Below are 15,090 nucleotides of genomic sequence, written 5' to 3'. Positions count from 1 at the left end.
TCGCTAGCGCGACGTCGGACTCGCCTGGCGCCCGCTACCGAATCGCACGAGGTGGGCGCATGCGGATACGGTGGTTCATACAGTCACGTTCGGCCTGGCTGCTCGCGTTCTGCGTTGCGACGGCCCCGGCGCCGGCAGCCGCTGCATCGGTGGCTGTCAGTGTGAGCGACGCCAATGGCGTGCTGATCGATGCGGTAGTGAGCCTGGAGCCGGCACGTCCTGCCGCCGCCAGCGCTGGCAGGACCGTGCAGATGGACCAGGTCAATTCGCAGTTCGTGCCTGCGGTGCTGGCGGTACGCACCGGCACGTCGGTGCGCTTTCCCAACAACGATCAGATCCGCCATCAGGTCTATTCGTTCTCTCCCGCCAAACGCTTCGAGCTGCCGCTGTTCCAGGGCAGCACCGCCGCGCCGGTACGCTTCGATCAAGCCGGTCTGGTGACGGTGGGCTGCAATATCCACGACTGGATGCTGGGCTACATCGTGGTGCTGGATACGCCGTACTTCGGCAAGACCGGCAGCGATGGCCGCGTGCAGATCGACGCGCCGGCAGGCAGCTATACCTTGCGGGTATGGCATCCACGCATCAAGGGAGTGGCGACCAGTGAAACCCTGGTGGTCGGTCGCGATCCGCTGCAGCAGCGGGTAGTGTTGCAGACCACCGGGCCCGCACCGGCGGCAGCGCCGCCGGATGCGCGCGTGCGCGCGCTGCAGGACAAGTTCCGCAACGCCGCCGATCCCAAGAAGGCGCGCCCATGAGGGCGATGCGTCTGCATACCCGAATCGCCGCCCTGGTCGTGCTGGTGGTGCTCGGTACCCAGGCACTGACTTTCGTGGCGGTGCAGATGGCGACCGAGCGCAGCGTCAAGGCGCAGCTGGGCGAAGAACTGCTGATCGGCGAACGGGTCTGGCAGCGCGTCAATCTGCGTCGCGACGAACAATTGCTGCAATCGGCCTCGGTACTGGCCGACGATTTCGGTTTTCGCGCTGCGGTGGCCAGCGGCGATGTCCCCACCATGCAATCGGCGCTGCGTAACCACGCCGCGCGCATGGATGCACCGACGGCCTTGCTGCTGGCGCCCGATGGCCAGTTCCTGACCGGGCTGGAAGATCTGCCGCAGGCCGAGCAGCTGCGGGCGGTACAGACCCTGCTGCAGCAGGCGCAACGCGATGGGCGCGCGGTGGGCCTGGTGGCATTGGACAGACGGGTGGTACGGCTGGCGGTGGTACAGGTGCTGGCGCCCAACCCGGTGGGCTGGATCGCCATCGGCAACGAATCCGGCGAGGTCATCGTGCAGGACTTCCGCACCATCACCGGCCTGGATGCCACCTTCATCAACGACGCATCGCCGCCGCGCGTGCTGGCCTCGACAATGGAGCCGGCAGTGCGCCGCGATTTCGCCCAGCAACTGCGCAGCATCGAGATCGCCCCGGACCTCGCCATGCCGCTGACGCTGGAGCGGTCGCGTTATCTGCTGAAGCTGCAGCCGGTGCAGGGAGACCGCCATGTGCAGGTGGTCCTGCAGGCGTCGCTGGACCGCGCCATGGCACCCTATCAGGCGCTCAAACTGCGGATCCTGCTGTTGGCGGGGCTGGCCACCGCCGCCGCGCTGGGCGTGGCGGTGTTTCTGGCGCGCAGTGTCAGCAAACCGGTGGCGCAACTGGTGCAAGCCGCCCGGCGCATCCAGCAAGGCGACTACCAGACCGCCGTGCAGGTGCCGGCCGGTCGCGAACTCGGCGAACTGGCGCATAGCTTCGGGAGCATGCAGCAGCAGATCGCCAGCCGCGAACAGCGCATTTTGCACCAGGCGCGACACGACGCGCTGACCGGTCTGCCCAACCGGCTGTGGCTATTGGAACAGCTGCGGCAGGTGGTCGATCAGACCGTGGCCTCCGACGGCACTGCAGCGGTGTTGATCCTGGATCTGGAGCGTTTCAAGGAGCTCAACGACAGCCTGGGCCACGACTTCGCCGACCAGGTGCTGGTCGAAGTGGGGCACCGCCTGGCCGAGGTCGTGCAGTCGCCCAACGTTGTGGGCCGTCTGGGCAGCGACGAATTCATGGTGGTGGTGGCGCAGGCCGACGCCTCCACCGTGCAGCAGGACGCGCAGCGCCTGCTGCTGCAACTGCGCCGCCCCCTGGCGTTGCCGCAGGCGCGCATCCAGCTCGAAGCCAGCATCGGCATCGCCCTGATTCCCGAGCATGGCGAGGACCCGGATACCTTGTTGCGGCGCGCCGACATCGCGCGACGCCAGATCGACAACACCGCCGCCGTCGGCGCCAGCGTGTATCGCATGGGCCAGGACGAACAGCATCTGCGCCGCTTGCGGCTCACCGGCGATCTGCGCCAGGCCATCGGCGACAACGAGCTGACCTTGCGCTTCCAGCCCAAGATCTGCCTGCGTACCGATCGGGTCGAGCAGGTCGAAGTCCTGGTGCGCTGGCACCATCCCGGGCTGGGCCCGATCGGCCCGGACGAGTTCATCCCGCTGGCCGAGCACTCCGGGGTGATCCACCCGCTGACCCGTTTCGTACTGGATCACGCGTTGCGCTGCCAGGCGCAGTGGCGCGCGCAGGGGCTGGAACTGGGCATGGCGATCAACCTGTCCGCGCTGGACCTGTCCGATCCGGGGCTGCCCGATTATGTACGCGCGCGCCTGGAGCAATACGCGGTTCCGGCGCAGTCGGTCACGCTGGAACTGACCGAAAGCGCGTTGATGCGTGATGTGGAATCGGCGCTGCACATGCTGCATCAACTGCGCAGTGTGGGGGTACGCCTGTCCATCGACGATTTCGGTACCGGCTATTCCTCGTTGGCCCAACTCAAGCGCATGCCGGTGAACGAATTGAAGATCGACAAGAGCTTCGTCATGCAACTGGCCGAAGGCACCGACGATGCCTTCATCGTGCGCAGCACGATCGATCTGGGGCACAAACTCGGCTTGAGCGTGATCGCCGAAGGCGTGGAGAACGACGCCGCACTGACGCTGTTGCGCGGTTACGGCTGCGATATGGTGCAGGGTTATCTGTATGCGCCGCCGCTGGAGCAGGCCGCGCTGGTGGCCTGGTGCCTGCGCCAGCTCGGGACATCGGCATCGGCGCAGGTGGGAGCGGGGCGATGAGCCAGGTCGCATGTCGCTTGATCATGGCCGCTGCGCTCGGTGTTGCGCTGATGCCGGGGCAGGCCTGCGCCGGGAATGGGCGCCTGCTCGCCACCGGCGGCGTGTCCACCATCGAGGGCAGCGGCGGAGGCGGCATCGTGCCGTGGGCAACCTTGTCCGGCTACGGCACCCGCGACGAGCTCGGTGCGGTGGCGTTCGCAACGCATGTCGACAGCGGGGACTACCGGCTCGACGTGCAGGGAGCGGCGTTGACGGTCGGCAACCGCCTGGAACTGTCGCTCGCGCGCCAGCGCCTGGACCTGGGCACTTTGCAGGAGCGCCTGGCGTTGCCGTGGAATGCGCTCGGGCAGGACGTGTTCGGCGCCAAGCTGCGCGTGTACGGCGATCTGGTGTATGGCCGGGGGCCGCAGGTCAGCGTCGGCGTGCAATACAAGCGCCTGCGCGATGGCGCGTTGCCGCTGGCGATCGGAGCCCGCGACGACCACGGCACCGACGTCTACCTCAGCGCCAGCCGCTTGCTGCTGCAGGGCGCCGGCGGCTATCAATTGCTGCTCAATGGCACCTTGCGCGCGACGCGCGCCAATCAGGGTGGCCTGCTCGGCTTCGGCGGCGATCGCCGTGACAGTTATCGGCTGGTCGCCGAGGCCAGCGCCGCGGTGGTGCTGTCGCCATCGTGGGTGGTCGGCGTGGAGTACCGCGACAAGCCGGACAACCTGGCGTTCGCGCGCGAGCAGGCCTGGGCAGACGCCTTCGTCGCCTGGTTTCCGAACAAGCACCTTTCGTTGACCGCCGCGTGGGCCGATCTTGGCGACATCGCCACGCTCGCCGACCAGCGCGGCCCGTATCTCTCCTTGCAGGTGGCGTTCTGATGAATCGACGGCTGCGCTGGTCTCTGCTCTGCATGCTCGGCCTGCTCAACGCCTGCGCCACCACGCAGGCGCCGCCCACGCTCTACGACGAACTGGGCGGCCAGGCCGGTATCGAGGCGCTGGTGGAAACCATGCTGTCGCGCATCGCCGACGACGAACGCATCGTCGACAAGTTCGCCCGCGTCAACATCGTCATGCTCAACGCGCGCCTGGTGCAGAAGTTCTGTCATGTCGCCGACGGCCCTTGCCCGGATACCGCCAAATCGATGAAGCAGGCGCATGCGCACCTGGCCATCCGCGAGGGCGACTTCAATGCCCTGGTCGAGGATCTCAACTGGGCGATGGATCAACGCAAGATTCCCCGCCGCACGCAGAATCGTCTGCTCGCGCGGCTGGCGGCGATGCATGGCGAGATCGTCAATCATTAGGTGGGCGCACGCCGCATACCGGTGAGGCGGCAGAACGGCAGCGGAGATCGCACTGCGTTGCGTGCCGGTCTGTCGCAGGCTCAGTCCAACGGGCGCACCCGGTGCGAGCCTCGTGCCATCAAGCGCAGGGCCACCGCGTGCGGCAGAATGCGCAGGGCCGCATTGACCAGCCGATAGCGCCAACCTGGGACCGCCAGCACCTGCCCGCGCTCCAGTGCGGCGATTCCGTACTCGGCCACGGCATCGGCCTGTAGCCAGGCCCAGGCGGGCAGGGTGGACATCGCCTCGCGGGTGCCGGTGACATCGTGGAACTCCGACCACGCAAATCCCGGGCATAGCGCGCAGACCTTGACTCGGCAGTCGGCATTCTCCAGTGCCAGCGATTCGCTGAAACGCAGCATGAAACTCTTGCTGGCCGCATAGAGTGTCTGTCCATCGGCGCTGGGTGCGAGTGCGGCGAATGAGGCGACGTTGAGAATGCGTCCCTGGCCGCTGGCGCGAATCATCGGCAGCAGCCGCCAGGTGAGCTCGCATACCGCGCCCACCATCACTTGCAGAAAACGCGCATGCGTGGCCCAGTCGTTGCTCAGATAACGGCCCGGCACGCCGTAACCGGCATTGTTGACCAGGGTGCCTACCGTCCAGCCTTCGCGCTGGATCCGCGCAACCAGCGCCTGTACGGCATCGGGGTCGGCCAGATTGGCCGGCAGGACTTCCACTCGCACCTGTGCGCCCAGCTCGGAAGCCAATGCCTGCAGCCGATCCACCCGCCGCGCGGTCAGAATCAACGGTACGCCCCGCCTGGCGTATGCCCGCGCGATCTCGCGGCCGATGCCGCTGGAGGCGCCGGTGACCAGTGCGAAGACAGGCGAATCGGACATGGTGGGTTCCTGTTGGAAAGGGTATAGGACATCTGTCGGACACAAGTGTGCGGGTTGCCGACAGGGCTTGGGCTATTCTGTCGCCGGTCTTCAACTCAGGAACCTGCGCCTGATGCGTCGTAAAATCGTTGCTGGAAACTGGAAGCTGCATGGCAGCCGCACCTTTGCCACCGAGCTGGTGGGCGAGGTCGCCGCGCACATGCCCCTTGATGGTGTCGATGTCGTCATCCTGCCTCCATTGCCCTACCTCGGTGACCTGATCGAGGATTTCGAGGCACGCCATCTGTCCTTCGGGGCACAGGACGTCAGCTGTAACGAGAAGGGGGCCTACACCGGCGAGGTCTCGGCCACCATGCTGGTGGACGTCGGTGCCGAGTATGGTCTGGTCGGCCATTCCGAGCGTCGCCAGTACCATCAGGAGAGCAGCGAGTTGATCGCGCGCAAGTTCGCTGCCGCCCTCCACGCCGGATTGATCCCGGTGCTGTGCGTGGGCGAATCGCTGCAGCAGCGCGAGGCCGGCCAGACCGAGGCAGTCCTGCGCGCCCAACTCGAGCCGGTGCTTGCCCTGGTCGGCAGCGAAGGTTTCGCGCGGGCCGTGCTCGCTTATGAGCCGATCTGGGCGATCGGCACCGGGCGGACCGCCAGTCCGGCCCAGGCCCAGGCCGTGCACGCCTTCCTGCGTGGCGAACTCGCGAAGGCCGATGCTAGAATCGCCGATTCCCTGCCCATTCTGTATGGGGGCAGTGTCAAGCCCGACAATGCGGCCGAGCTGTTCGCGCAGCCCGACGTCGATGGCGGGCTGATCGGTGGTGCCTCGTTGGTCGCCGCCGACTTCCTGGCCATTGCGCGTGCGGCGGCCGCTCGTTAACCCATTAAGTTTTGTCCGGGGACGGATTTCGAAATGCTGATGTTGATCCTCAATGTGGTCTACGTACTGGTCGCGCTGGCGATGATTGCGCTGATCCTGATGCAGCGTGGCGCAGGTGCCGCGGCCGGGTCCGGCTTTGGCGCAGGTGCCTCCGGCACGGTCTTTGGGTCCCAGGGGTCGTCGAACTTCCTGTCCAAGTCGACCAAGTGGCTGGCTGTGGTGTTCTTCAGCATCAGCCTGTTCATGGCCTGGTACGCCACCCATGGCGCCCGTCCCACCGACCAGAACCTGGGCGTCATGTCGCAGTCGGCAACCCCGGCGCCGGCGGCTGCCGGAGAGCTGACCCAGCCCTTGCCGCAGGCTCCGGCCGCAGGCGCGGTACCGACCGCACCGGCGCAGCCGGCGGCTGACGCCGCGCCCGTGACGGCTCCTACACAGCCCGCGCCGACGCAGCAGGCGCCGGCGTCGAACGAAGAAAACGCTTCAGAGCCAGCACAAAAACGCTGAAGCCGGTTACAATACGCTGCGCACTGGGATGCCCAGCGGCGCAACGTATGCCCAGGTGGCGGAATTGGTAGACGCACTACCTTGAGGTGGTAGCGACTTAGGTCGTAGGGGTTCGAGTCCCCTCTTGGGCACCATTGTTTGGCTGCAGTTCCTGCGCATTGCGGTTTGCCGCGCGCGGGGTCTGCCTATACCCCATGCCGGCACGCGGCGCGTGCGGGCAGAGGCAAGAGAGAATCGCTGTGCTGGCCGAATATTTGCCGAGTCTGCTGTTTCTGGTTGTCGCCACTGGCATCGGCATCGTGTTGATGCTGATTGGCCGGTTCCTCGCTCCGCGTAGCCCGGACGCGCGCAAGCTCTCCCCGTACGAGTGTGGCTTCGAAGCATTCGAAGACGCGCGCATGAAGTTCGATGTGCGCTACTACCTCATCGCGATCCAGTTCATCGTGTTCGACCTGGAAATCATTTTTATCGTGCCCTGGACGCAGGTGTTCATGGAGATCGGCGCGCGTTCGCTGGTCACCATGGGGCTGTTCGTCGGCATGTTGTTCCTCGGCTTTATCTACGTGTGGAAGAAGGGAGCGCTGGAATGGGAGTGATTCAGACCCTGGATCGTCTGATGACCAACCCGATGCCGGAAGGCCGGGTGGAAGACATCCTGCGCCCGGAAGGCGAAAACCCGCTGCTGGAGAAGGGCTATGTGACCACCAGCGTCGATGCGCTGCTGAACTGGGCGCGTACCGGTTCGATGTGGCCGATGACCTTCGGTCTGGCCTGCTGCGCGGTCGAGATGATGCACGCTGGCGCTGCGCGTCTGGATCTTGACCGGTATGGCGTGGTGTTCCGCCCGTCGCCGCGTCAGTCCGACGTGATGATCGTCGCCGGCACCCTGGTCAACAAGATGGCCCCGGCGCTGCGCAAGGTCTACGACCAGATGCCGGATCCGAAGTGGGTCATCTCGATGGGCAGCTGCGCCAATGGCGGCGGCTACTATCACTATTCGTATTCGGTGGTGCGCGGTTGCGATCGCATCGTGCCGGTGGACATCTACGTCCCGGGCTGCCCGCCGACCGCCGAGGCGCTGGTCTACGGCATCCTGCAGCTGCAGAAGAAGATCTGGCGAACCCAGACCATCGCACGCTGACACCCGTCTTCTCCTACCGAGAGCAGCCAAGCCCCCATGGCAGAGCAAGCATCCTCCTTCACTGACCGACTCGCGGCACGCTTCGCCGGCGCGCAGATCGCCGTGGCACTGCCGCGCGGCGAAGTGACGCTGGAAGTCGCTGCAGCCGATTGGCACGCGACCTGTCTTGCGTTGCGCGACGAGCTCGGTTTCGAGCAGCTCAGCGACCTGTGCGGCGTCGACTACCTGGGATATGGCAGCGACGAGTGGGACACTGCCGATGTGTCCTCGCAGGGTTTCAGCCGCGGCGTCGAGGGCAAGGCCGTCGGCCGTTTCGCCTGGGGCGAGTTCCCCAGCCAAGAAAGTTCCGATGGCGCCCAGCCGCAGCAACTGCCCAAGCAGCGCTTCGCGGTGGTCGCGCAGCTGATTTCCTACCAGCACAACCAGCGTCTGCGTGTGCGTTGCTATGCGCCGGACGAGCAAGTGCCGGTCGTGGCGTCGGTGACCGACATCTGGCCTGGCGTGAACTGGTTCGAGCGCGAAGCCTTCGACCTGTTCGGCATCGTGTTCGCTGGTCACCCGGACCTGCGCCGCATCCTGACCGACTATGGATTCGTCGGTCATCCGTTCCGCAAGGATTTCCCGCTGATCGGCAACGTCGAAGTGCGTTACGACGAAGAACGCAAGCGCGTGGTGTACGAGCCGGTGACATCGGTCGAGCCGCGCGTCGGTGTGCCGCGCGTGATCCGCGACGACGCCCGTTATGAGACTGCCGCCGGTGAAGTGGGCAAGTCGGAGACTGCCAAGTGAGTGAGTTCCGCCAGGCAACCGATGCCTTCGCGAGCAATCCTGTGGAAAGCAAACAGGAAATCCGCAATTACACGATGAACTTCGGCCCGCAGCATCCTGCGGCGCACGGCGTGTTGCGCCTGATCCTGGAAATGGATGGCGAAACCGTGGTGCGTGCCGATCCGCATATCGGCCTGCTGCACCGTGGCACCGAGAAGCTGGCCGAGTCCAAGCCGTTCAACCAGTCGGTGCCGTACATGGACCGTCTGGATTACGTGTCTATGATGTGCAACGAGCACGCCTATGTGCGCGCGATCGAGTCCCTGATGGGAATCGAAGCGCCCGAGCGTGCGCAGTACATCCGCACCATGTTCGACGAGATCACCCGCATCAAGAACCACCTGATGTGGGTGGGCTCCAATGCGCTCGATCTCGGTGCGATGGCGGTGATGCTGTATGCATTCCGCGAGCGCGAAGAATTGATGGACGTGTACGAGGCAGTCAGCGGCGCGCGCATGCACGCGGCGTACTACCGTCCGGGCGGCGTCTACCGCGATCTGCCCGATCGCATGCCGCAGTACAAGGAATCGCGCTGGCACAAGGGCGGGGCGCTGAAGAAGCGCAACGCCGGTCGCGAAGGCAGCATGCTGGACTTCCTGGAGGAGTTCACCAACACCTTCCCGGCCCGCGTGGACGAATACGAAACCCTGCTGACCGACAACCGCATCTGGAAGCAGCGCACCGTCGATGTCGGCATCATCAGCCCGGATCTGGCGCGTGCCTGGGGCATGACCGGCCCCATGCTGCGTGGCTCGGGCATCGAATGGGATCTGCGCAAGAAGCAGCCGTACGCCAAGTACGATGCGGTGGACTTCGATGTCCCGGTCGGCACCAATGGCGACTGCTACGACCGCTACCTGGTGCGCGTGGCCGAGATGCGCGAATCCAACCGCATCATCAAGCAGTGCGTGAAGTGGCTCAAGGCCAACCCAGGCCCGGTCATGGTCACCAATTTCAAGGTCGCTCCGCCCAGCCGCGAAGGCATGAAGGACGACATGGAAGCACTGATCCATCACTTCAAGCTGTTCAGTGAAGGCTACTGCGTACCAGCCGGCGAAACCTATAGCGCGGTCGAAGCGCCCAAGGGCGAGTTCGGCTGCTACCTGATGTCCGACGGCGCCAACAAGCCGTTCCGCGTGCACCTGCGCGCGCCGGGTTTCGCGCATCTGTCGTCGATGGATGCGGTGGTGCGTGGCTATCTGCTGGCCGACGTCGTGGCGATGATCGGTACTTACGATTTGGTTTTCGGTGAGGTTGACCGATGAAGGCGACGGGTAATTTCGAAGCGGCGCGCGACGTCGATCCGCAGGTGGTGCTGAGCGACAAGACGCGCGCGCACATCGATCATTGGCTGACCAAGTTCCCGCCCGACCGCAAGCGGTCGGCCGTGCTGCAGGGTCTGCATGCCGCGCAGGAACAGAACCAGGGCTGGCTGACCGACGAATTGATCGTGGGCGTCGCTAAGTACCTGGAGCTGCCGCCGGTCTGGGCCTATGAGGTCGCCAGCTTCTATTCGATGTTCGAGACCGAAAAGGTCGGCCGCCACAATGTGGCGTTCTGCACAAACATCAGCTGCTGGCTCAACGGCGCCGAAGATCTGCTGGCCCACGCGGAGAAGAAGTTGGGTTGCAAGCTGGGTCAGTCGACGGCCGATGGCCGCGTCTATCTCAAGCGCGAAGAAGAGTGCCTGGCGGCCTGCTCCGCAGCGCCGATGATGGTCATCAACGGCCACTACCACGAGCACTTGACGAAAGAGAAGGTCGACGCGCTGCTGGACGGGCTGGAGTAAGACATGGCACATCATCACGCACCCACAGGCCCGGTCGGTCCGGCGCCGTTGCCGCATCAGGTCGTCTACACGACCCTGCACTATGACACTCCGTGGTCGTACGAGAACTATCTCAAGACCGGTGGCTACGCGGCGCTGCGCAAGATTCTCGAAGAAAAGATCCCGCCGGCCGACGTCATCGAGATGGTCAAGGCATCGAACCTGCGCGGCCGTGGCGGCGCGGGCTTTCCGACCGGTCTGAAGTGGTCGTTCATGCCCAAGGGCACGATGCAGAAGTACATCCTGTGCAATTCGGACGAATCCGAGCCGGGCACCTGCAAGGACCGCGACATCCTGCGCTACAACCCGCATTCGGTGGTGGAGGGCATGGCGATCGCCTGCTACGCCACCGGCTCGACCGTGGGCTACAACTACCTGCGCGGCGAGTTCCACCACGAGCCATTCGAAAACTTCGAGCTGGCACTGGCCGATGCGTACGCCAATGGCTGGCTGGGCAAGAATATTCTCGGCAGCGGCGTGGATATCGACATCTACGGCGCGCTGGGTGCCGGCGCCTACATCTGCGGCGAAGAAACCGCATTGATGGAATCGCTGGAAGGCAAGAAGGGGCAGCCGCGCTACAAGCCGCCGTTCCCGGCCAACTTCGGCCTGTACGGCAAGCCCACCACCATCAACAACACCGAGACCTATGCGTCGGTGCCGGCGATCATTCGCAACGGCCCGGAGTGGTTCCTGGGCCTGAGCAAGACCAAGAACGGCGGCCCGAAGATTTTCTCGGTGTCCGGTTGCGTGCAGAAGGGCGGGAATTTCGAAGTGCCGCTCGGCACCACCTTCGACGAACTGCTGGAAATGGCCGGTGGTCTGCGCCCGGGTCGCAAGCTCAAGGGCGTGGTGCCCGGCGGTGTGTCGATGCCGGTGCTCAAGGCCGATCAGGTCGCCGGTCTGCAGATGGACTACGACACCCTGCGTGCGCTGGGCACTGGCCTGGGTTCGGGCGCCATCGTGGTGCTGGACGACAGCGTCTGCTGCGTGCGTTTCGCCTGCCGCATCTCGCAGTTCTTCCACAAGGAATCCTGCGGCCAGTGCACCCCGTGCCGCGAGGGCACCGGCTGGATGCACCGCGTGTTGGAGCGCATCGTCGCCGGCAAGGCCACGATGGAGGACCTGCATCAGCTGCGCACCGTCGCCGGCCAGATCGAAGGTCACACCATCTGCGCCTTCGGCGAAGCGGCGGCTTGGCCGATTCAAGGCTTCCTGCGCCAGTTCTGGGACGAGTTCGAGTACTACATCGTCAACGGTCGTTCGATCGTCGATACGCAAGTCGGAGTGGCTGCATGAGCGCCCAACCAGTGAACTCGAACGTGCCACCGGACCATGTCACCGTCGAGATCGACGGACAGTCCCTGGTGGTGCCGAAGGGCTCGATGATCATCCAGGCGGCCGACAAGGCCGGCATCCCGATTCCGCGTTTCTGCTACCACGAGAAGCTGCCGATCGCGGCCAATTGCCGTATGTGCCTGGTCGACGTCGAAAAGTCGCCGAAGCCGTCGCCCGCCTGCGCCACGCCGGTGATGGACGGCATGAAGGTCACCACGCGCAGCGAAAAGGCGCTGAAGTACCAGCGCAGCGTGATGGAATTCCTGCTGATCAACCATCCGCTGGACTGCCCGATCTGCGATCAGGGCGGCGAGTGCGAGCTGCAGGACGTGTCGCTCGGCTACGGCCGCTCGGTAAGCCGGTTCAACGAGCGCAAGCGCGTGGTGCCGGATGAGGACATCGGCCCGCTGGTCGCCACCGAGATGACGCGCTGCATTCAGTGCACGCGCTGCGTGCGCTTCACCGCAGATATCGCCGGCACCTACGAGCTCGGCGGCATGTATCGCGGCGAGAACCTGCAGATCGGAACCTATGACGGCAAGCCGCTGACCACCGAGATTTCCGGCAACGTCATCGACGTGTGTCCGGTGGGTGCGCTGACCAACAAGGTGTTCCAGTTCCGTGCGCGTCCATGGGAGCTGACCGCGCGTGAATCGCTGGGTTACCACGATGCGATGGGCTCTAACCTGTTCCTGCACGTGCGTCGCGGCGAAGTGCTGCGCAGCGTGCCGCGCGAGAACGAGGCAGTCAACGAATGCTGGCTGTCCGATCGCGACCGTTACTCGCACCAGGGCCTGTACGCCGAAGACCGCGCGGTCAAGCCGCTCAAGAAGGTCAATGGCGCATGGACTGAAGTGAGCTGGACCGAAGGCCTGGCTGCCGCGACGCAGATCCTGCGCGAGAACGCCGGCGATGCGCTGGGCGTGCTGGTGCATCCGTCCACCTCGAACGAAGAGGGCGCCTTGCTGGCGCGGCTGGCCGAAGGCCTGGGCAGCGGCAACCTGGATCACCGCCTGCTCAATCGCGATTTCTCCGATGCTGCCGTGGCGCAGGCCTTTGCCACGCCACTGGCCGAGATCGAACAGGCCGATGTGGTGGTCTTGTTCGGTACCAACGTGCGACACGAGCTGCCGCTGCTGCATGCGCGGCTGCGTAAGGCGCACATCCAGAACGGTACGCGGATCCACTCGGTCAATCCGGTCGATTTCGATTTCGCCTTCACCCAGGCCAGTCGCGCCGTGGTCGCGCCCTCGCAGCTGGCCGGCGCCCTGGACGACGTCACGCTGCGCGATGCAGTCAAGGGCGCAAGCCGCGCCGTGATCGTGGTTGGCGCGCTGGTCGAGAACCATCCGCAGGCGGCAACGCTACGCGCTGCGGCGCGTGACTTCGCGTCGGCGACCGGCGCTTCGCTGTGCCGTATTCCGCAGGGTGCCAACGCGGTGGGTCTGGTGTCGCAAGGTGTGCTGCCGAGCGCACGCGATGTCGCCGGCATGCTGGCGCAGCCGCGCCAGGCGTATGTGCTGTACGGCATCGAGCCAGGGCTGGATTTTGCCGATGCCGCCGCTGCGCGCAGCGCGCTGGCCGGCGCCAAGGTCGTTGCCTTCAGCCAGTTCGCCTGTGCGTCCACGCGCGATGTGGCCGACGTGATCCTGCCGATCGGCGCACTGCCGGAAATCGACGCCTCGCTGACCAACCTCGATGGTCGCGTGCAGACCGCACGTGCCGCAGGCCGCCTGCCGGTCGAAGCGCGCGAAGGCTGGCGGGTGCTGCGAGCACTCGGCGGCGAGCTGGGCCTGCCCGGTTTCGAGTTCATCGACCTGGTCGGCCTGCGTGCCGGTATGCATAACCGTTCGGTGACTCCGGCCGGTTCGCCGCAGCCGGTCGCTGCGAACGAAGGCCTGGAAGTGGCAGCGACCGCTGCGATCTACCGCACCGATGCCGTGGTGCGTCGTGCCGCCGCGCTGCAATCGCACCCGCTCAACATTGCCCCGTGCGTGGCGATGCATCCGGAGCAGGCCGCGCAGTTGCAGGTCGCCGAAGGGCAGATGGTCAAGGTCGGTACCGACGCCGGTAGGGCGACGTTGCCGGTGTTGCTGGACAAGCGCGTCGCACCGGGCACGGTGTGGATCGAATCCGGCCACGGCGCAACCGCGCCGCTCGGTGCCGGTCGTGTAACGGTGGTGGGTGCATGAACGAATTGCTGTTGAACGTGGTCGATCCCCTCCACCAGTGGTTTCTCGGACTGGGTGACGGCGGCGTGGTCCTGTGGACCGTGCTGAAGATCCTGCTGATCGCCGTGCCGGTGATCGTGGCAGTGGCCTTCTATGTGGTCTGGGAACGCAAGCTGATCGGCTGGATGCATGTTCGCCACGGGCCCATGTACGTGGGCATGGGCATCTTCCAGGCCTTCGCCGACGTCTTCAAGCTGCTGTTCAAGGAAATCCTGCAGCCGGCCAGCTCGCACAAGGCGATGTTCGTCATCGCGCCGCTGCTGACGCTGGCCCCGGCATTCGCCGCCTGGTCGGTGGTGCCGTTCGATGCGCAGCTGGTGTTGTCCAATGCCAACGTGGGTTTGCTGTACCTGCTGGCCATGACCTCGCTGGGCGTGTACGGCATCATCCTGGCGGGTTGGGCGTCCAACTCCAAGTACGCGTTCCTCGGCGCCATGCGTTCGGCTGCGCAGGTGGTCAGCTACGAAATCGCGATGGGCTTCGCGCTGGTCGGCGTGATGATCGCCGCCGGTAGCGTCAATCTCAGCCAGATCGTGTTCGCGCAGGCAGGCAACTCCGGATTCTTCGATTGGTTCCTGCTCCCCCTGTTCCCGTTGTTCATCGTGTACTGGGTGTCCGGTGTCGCCGAGACCAACCGCGCACCGTTCGACGTGGTGGAAGGCGAGTCGGAAATCGTCGCCGGGCACATGGTGGAGTACTCGGGCGGCGCATTCGCGCTGTTCTTCCTGGCCGAATACGCCAACATGATTCTGGTCAGCTTCCTGATCTCGATCTTCTTCCTCGGCGGCTGGCTGAGCCCGATCCAGGGTTGGGTCAGCGCAGACACCTCGCCGTGGATCGATTGGGTATGGAAGGGTGGTTGGCCGTGGCTGCTGATGAAGGTGTTCTTCTTCGCCAGCGCCTACATCTGGTTCCGTGCCAGCTTCCCGCGTTACCGCTACGACCAGATCATGCGTCTGGGCTGGAAGGTCTTCATTCCGCTCACGATCGTATGGATCGCAGTGACGGCGTTGATGGTGTTTTACGGTGTGATCCAGAAGGGCGTGTAAT

Annotated in this window: 15 protein-coding genes and 1 tRNA gene; 15 read left to right on the top strand and 1 reads right to left on the bottom strand. The window is 65.1% G+C overall.

Annotated elements, in window-relative coordinates; all coding sequences use genetic code 11:
* Positions 1–59: 59 nt before the first annotated feature.
* The 4 genes from LL964_RS18485 to LL964_RS18470 are packed head-to-tail and all read left to right on the top strand — an operon-like array spanning position 60 to position 4,418.
* Positions 60–758 carry a methylamine utilization protein gene (locus LL964_RS18485; protein ID WP_228329496.1) on the top strand — a complete coding sequence of 233 codons (699 nt, stop codon included), beginning with the start codon at positions 60–62 and terminating at the stop codon, positions 756–758.
* The gene (locus LL964_RS18480; RefSeq protein ID WP_104588790.1) at positions 755–3,121 is read left to right on the top strand and encodes a putative bifunctional diguanylate cyclase/phosphodiesterase; all 2,367 of its coding nucleotides are present in this window, start codon (positions 755–757) and stop codon (positions 3,119–3,121) included. Before LL964_RS18485 ends, LL964_RS18480 begins: the two co-directional genes overlap by 4 nt.
* 23 nt (positions 3,122–3,144) lie before the next feature.
* The gene (locus tag LL964_RS18475) at positions 3,145–3,990 is read left to right on the top strand and encodes a DUF3034 family protein (RefSeq protein ID WP_228329497.1); all 846 of its coding nucleotides are present in this window, start codon (positions 3,145–3,147) and stop codon (positions 3,988–3,990) included.
* A complete protein-coding gene (locus LL964_RS18470; RefSeq protein WP_104588788.1) occupies positions 3,990–4,418 on the top strand; it encodes a group I truncated hemoglobin in 429 nt (142 codons plus the stop codon). Before LL964_RS18475 ends, LL964_RS18470 begins: the two co-directional genes overlap by 1 nt.
* Before the next feature lie 80 nt (positions 4,419–4,498).
* On the opposite strand, the gene LL964_RS18465 is transcribed toward LL964_RS18470, so the two are convergent.
* A complete protein-coding gene (locus LL964_RS18465; RefSeq protein WP_104588787.1) occupies positions 4,499–5,299 on the bottom strand; it encodes an SDR family NAD(P)-dependent oxidoreductase in 801 nt (266 codons plus the stop codon).
* 112 nt (positions 5,300–5,411) lie between these two features.
* Between LL964_RS18465 and tpiA the strand changes: the two genes are divergently transcribed.
* The 11 genes from tpiA to nuoH all read left to right on the top strand — a co-directional run bounded on the left by tpiA (position 5,412) and on the right by nuoH (position 15,089).
* Complete coding sequence (gene tpiA / locus LL964_RS18460) at positions 5,412–6,167, top strand: triose-phosphate isomerase (RefSeq protein WP_104588786.1); 756 nt, start codon at positions 5,412–5,414, stop codon at positions 6,165–6,167.
* A 33-nt stretch (positions 6,168–6,200) separates the two neighbouring features.
* Positions 6,201–6,674 (top strand): preprotein translocase subunit SecG, encoded by a 474-nt coding sequence (gene secG, locus LL964_RS18455; protein WP_104588785.1) that lies wholly within the window; start codon positions 6,201–6,203, stop codon positions 6,672–6,674.
* A gap of 49 nt (positions 6,675–6,723) precedes the next feature.
* Positions 6,724–6,808, top strand: a tRNA-Leu gene (locus tag LL964_RS18450).
* Between the two features lie 105 nt (positions 6,809–6,913).
* Positions 6,914–7,270, top strand: coding sequence for an NADH-quinone oxidoreductase subunit A (locus tag LL964_RS18445; RefSeq protein ID WP_011037659.1), 357 nt, complete (start codon positions 6,914–6,916; stop codon positions 7,268–7,270).
* Complete coding sequence (locus LL964_RS18440) at positions 7,261–7,815, top strand: NuoB/complex I 20 kDa subunit family protein (RefSeq protein WP_016944318.1); 555 nt, start codon at positions 7,261–7,263, stop codon at positions 7,813–7,815. The genes LL964_RS18445 and LL964_RS18440 overlap by 10 nt, the downstream gene beginning before the upstream one ends.
* A gap of 36 nt (positions 7,816–7,851) precedes the next feature.
* On the top strand, positions 7,852–8,604 hold the full coding sequence (locus tag LL964_RS18435; protein WP_104588784.1) for an NADH-quinone oxidoreductase subunit C: 753 nt from the start codon (positions 7,852–7,854) through the stop codon (positions 8,602–8,604).
* Positions 8,601–9,908, top strand: a complete 1,308-nt coding sequence (locus LL964_RS18430) for an NADH-quinone oxidoreductase subunit D (RefSeq protein ID WP_104588783.1) — start codon at positions 8,601–8,603, stop codon at positions 9,906–9,908. The genes LL964_RS18435 and LL964_RS18430 overlap by 4 nt, the downstream gene beginning before the upstream one ends.
* Positions 9,905–10,432: an NADH-quinone oxidoreductase subunit NuoE gene (gene nuoE / locus LL964_RS18425; protein WP_104542572.1), complete on the top strand. Its 528-nt coding sequence runs from the start codon at positions 9,905–9,907 to the stop codon at positions 10,430–10,432. The genes LL964_RS18430 and nuoE overlap by 4 nt, the downstream gene beginning before the upstream one ends.
* A 3-nt stretch (positions 10,433–10,435) precedes the next feature.
* Positions 10,436–11,770, top strand: a complete 1,335-nt coding sequence (gene nuoF / locus LL964_RS18420) for an NADH-quinone oxidoreductase subunit NuoF (protein ID WP_104588782.1) — start codon at positions 10,436–10,438, stop codon at positions 11,768–11,770.
* Entirely contained in the window at positions 11,767–14,001 is a 2,235-nt protein-coding gene (nuoG, locus tag LL964_RS18415) for an NADH-quinone oxidoreductase subunit NuoG (RefSeq protein ID WP_104588781.1), read from the top strand. The genes nuoF and nuoG overlap by 4 nt, the downstream gene beginning before the upstream one ends.
* The gene (nuoH, locus tag LL964_RS18410) at positions 13,998–15,089 is read left to right on the top strand and encodes an NADH-quinone oxidoreductase subunit NuoH (protein WP_104588780.1); all 1,092 of its coding nucleotides are present in this window, start codon (positions 13,998–14,000) and stop codon (positions 15,087–15,089) included. The genes nuoG and nuoH overlap by 4 nt, the downstream gene beginning before the upstream one ends.
* Position 15,090: the final 1 nt, after the last annotated feature.

The organism is Xanthomonas melonis, assembly GCF_020783655.1.
In the GTDB taxonomy this organism is placed as follows: Bacteria; Pseudomonadota; Gammaproteobacteria; order Xanthomonadales; family Xanthomonadaceae; genus Xanthomonas; species Xanthomonas melonis.
Note: the sequence above shows the minus strand (reverse complement) of the source record. Positions and strands in the feature narration are given on the sequence as shown.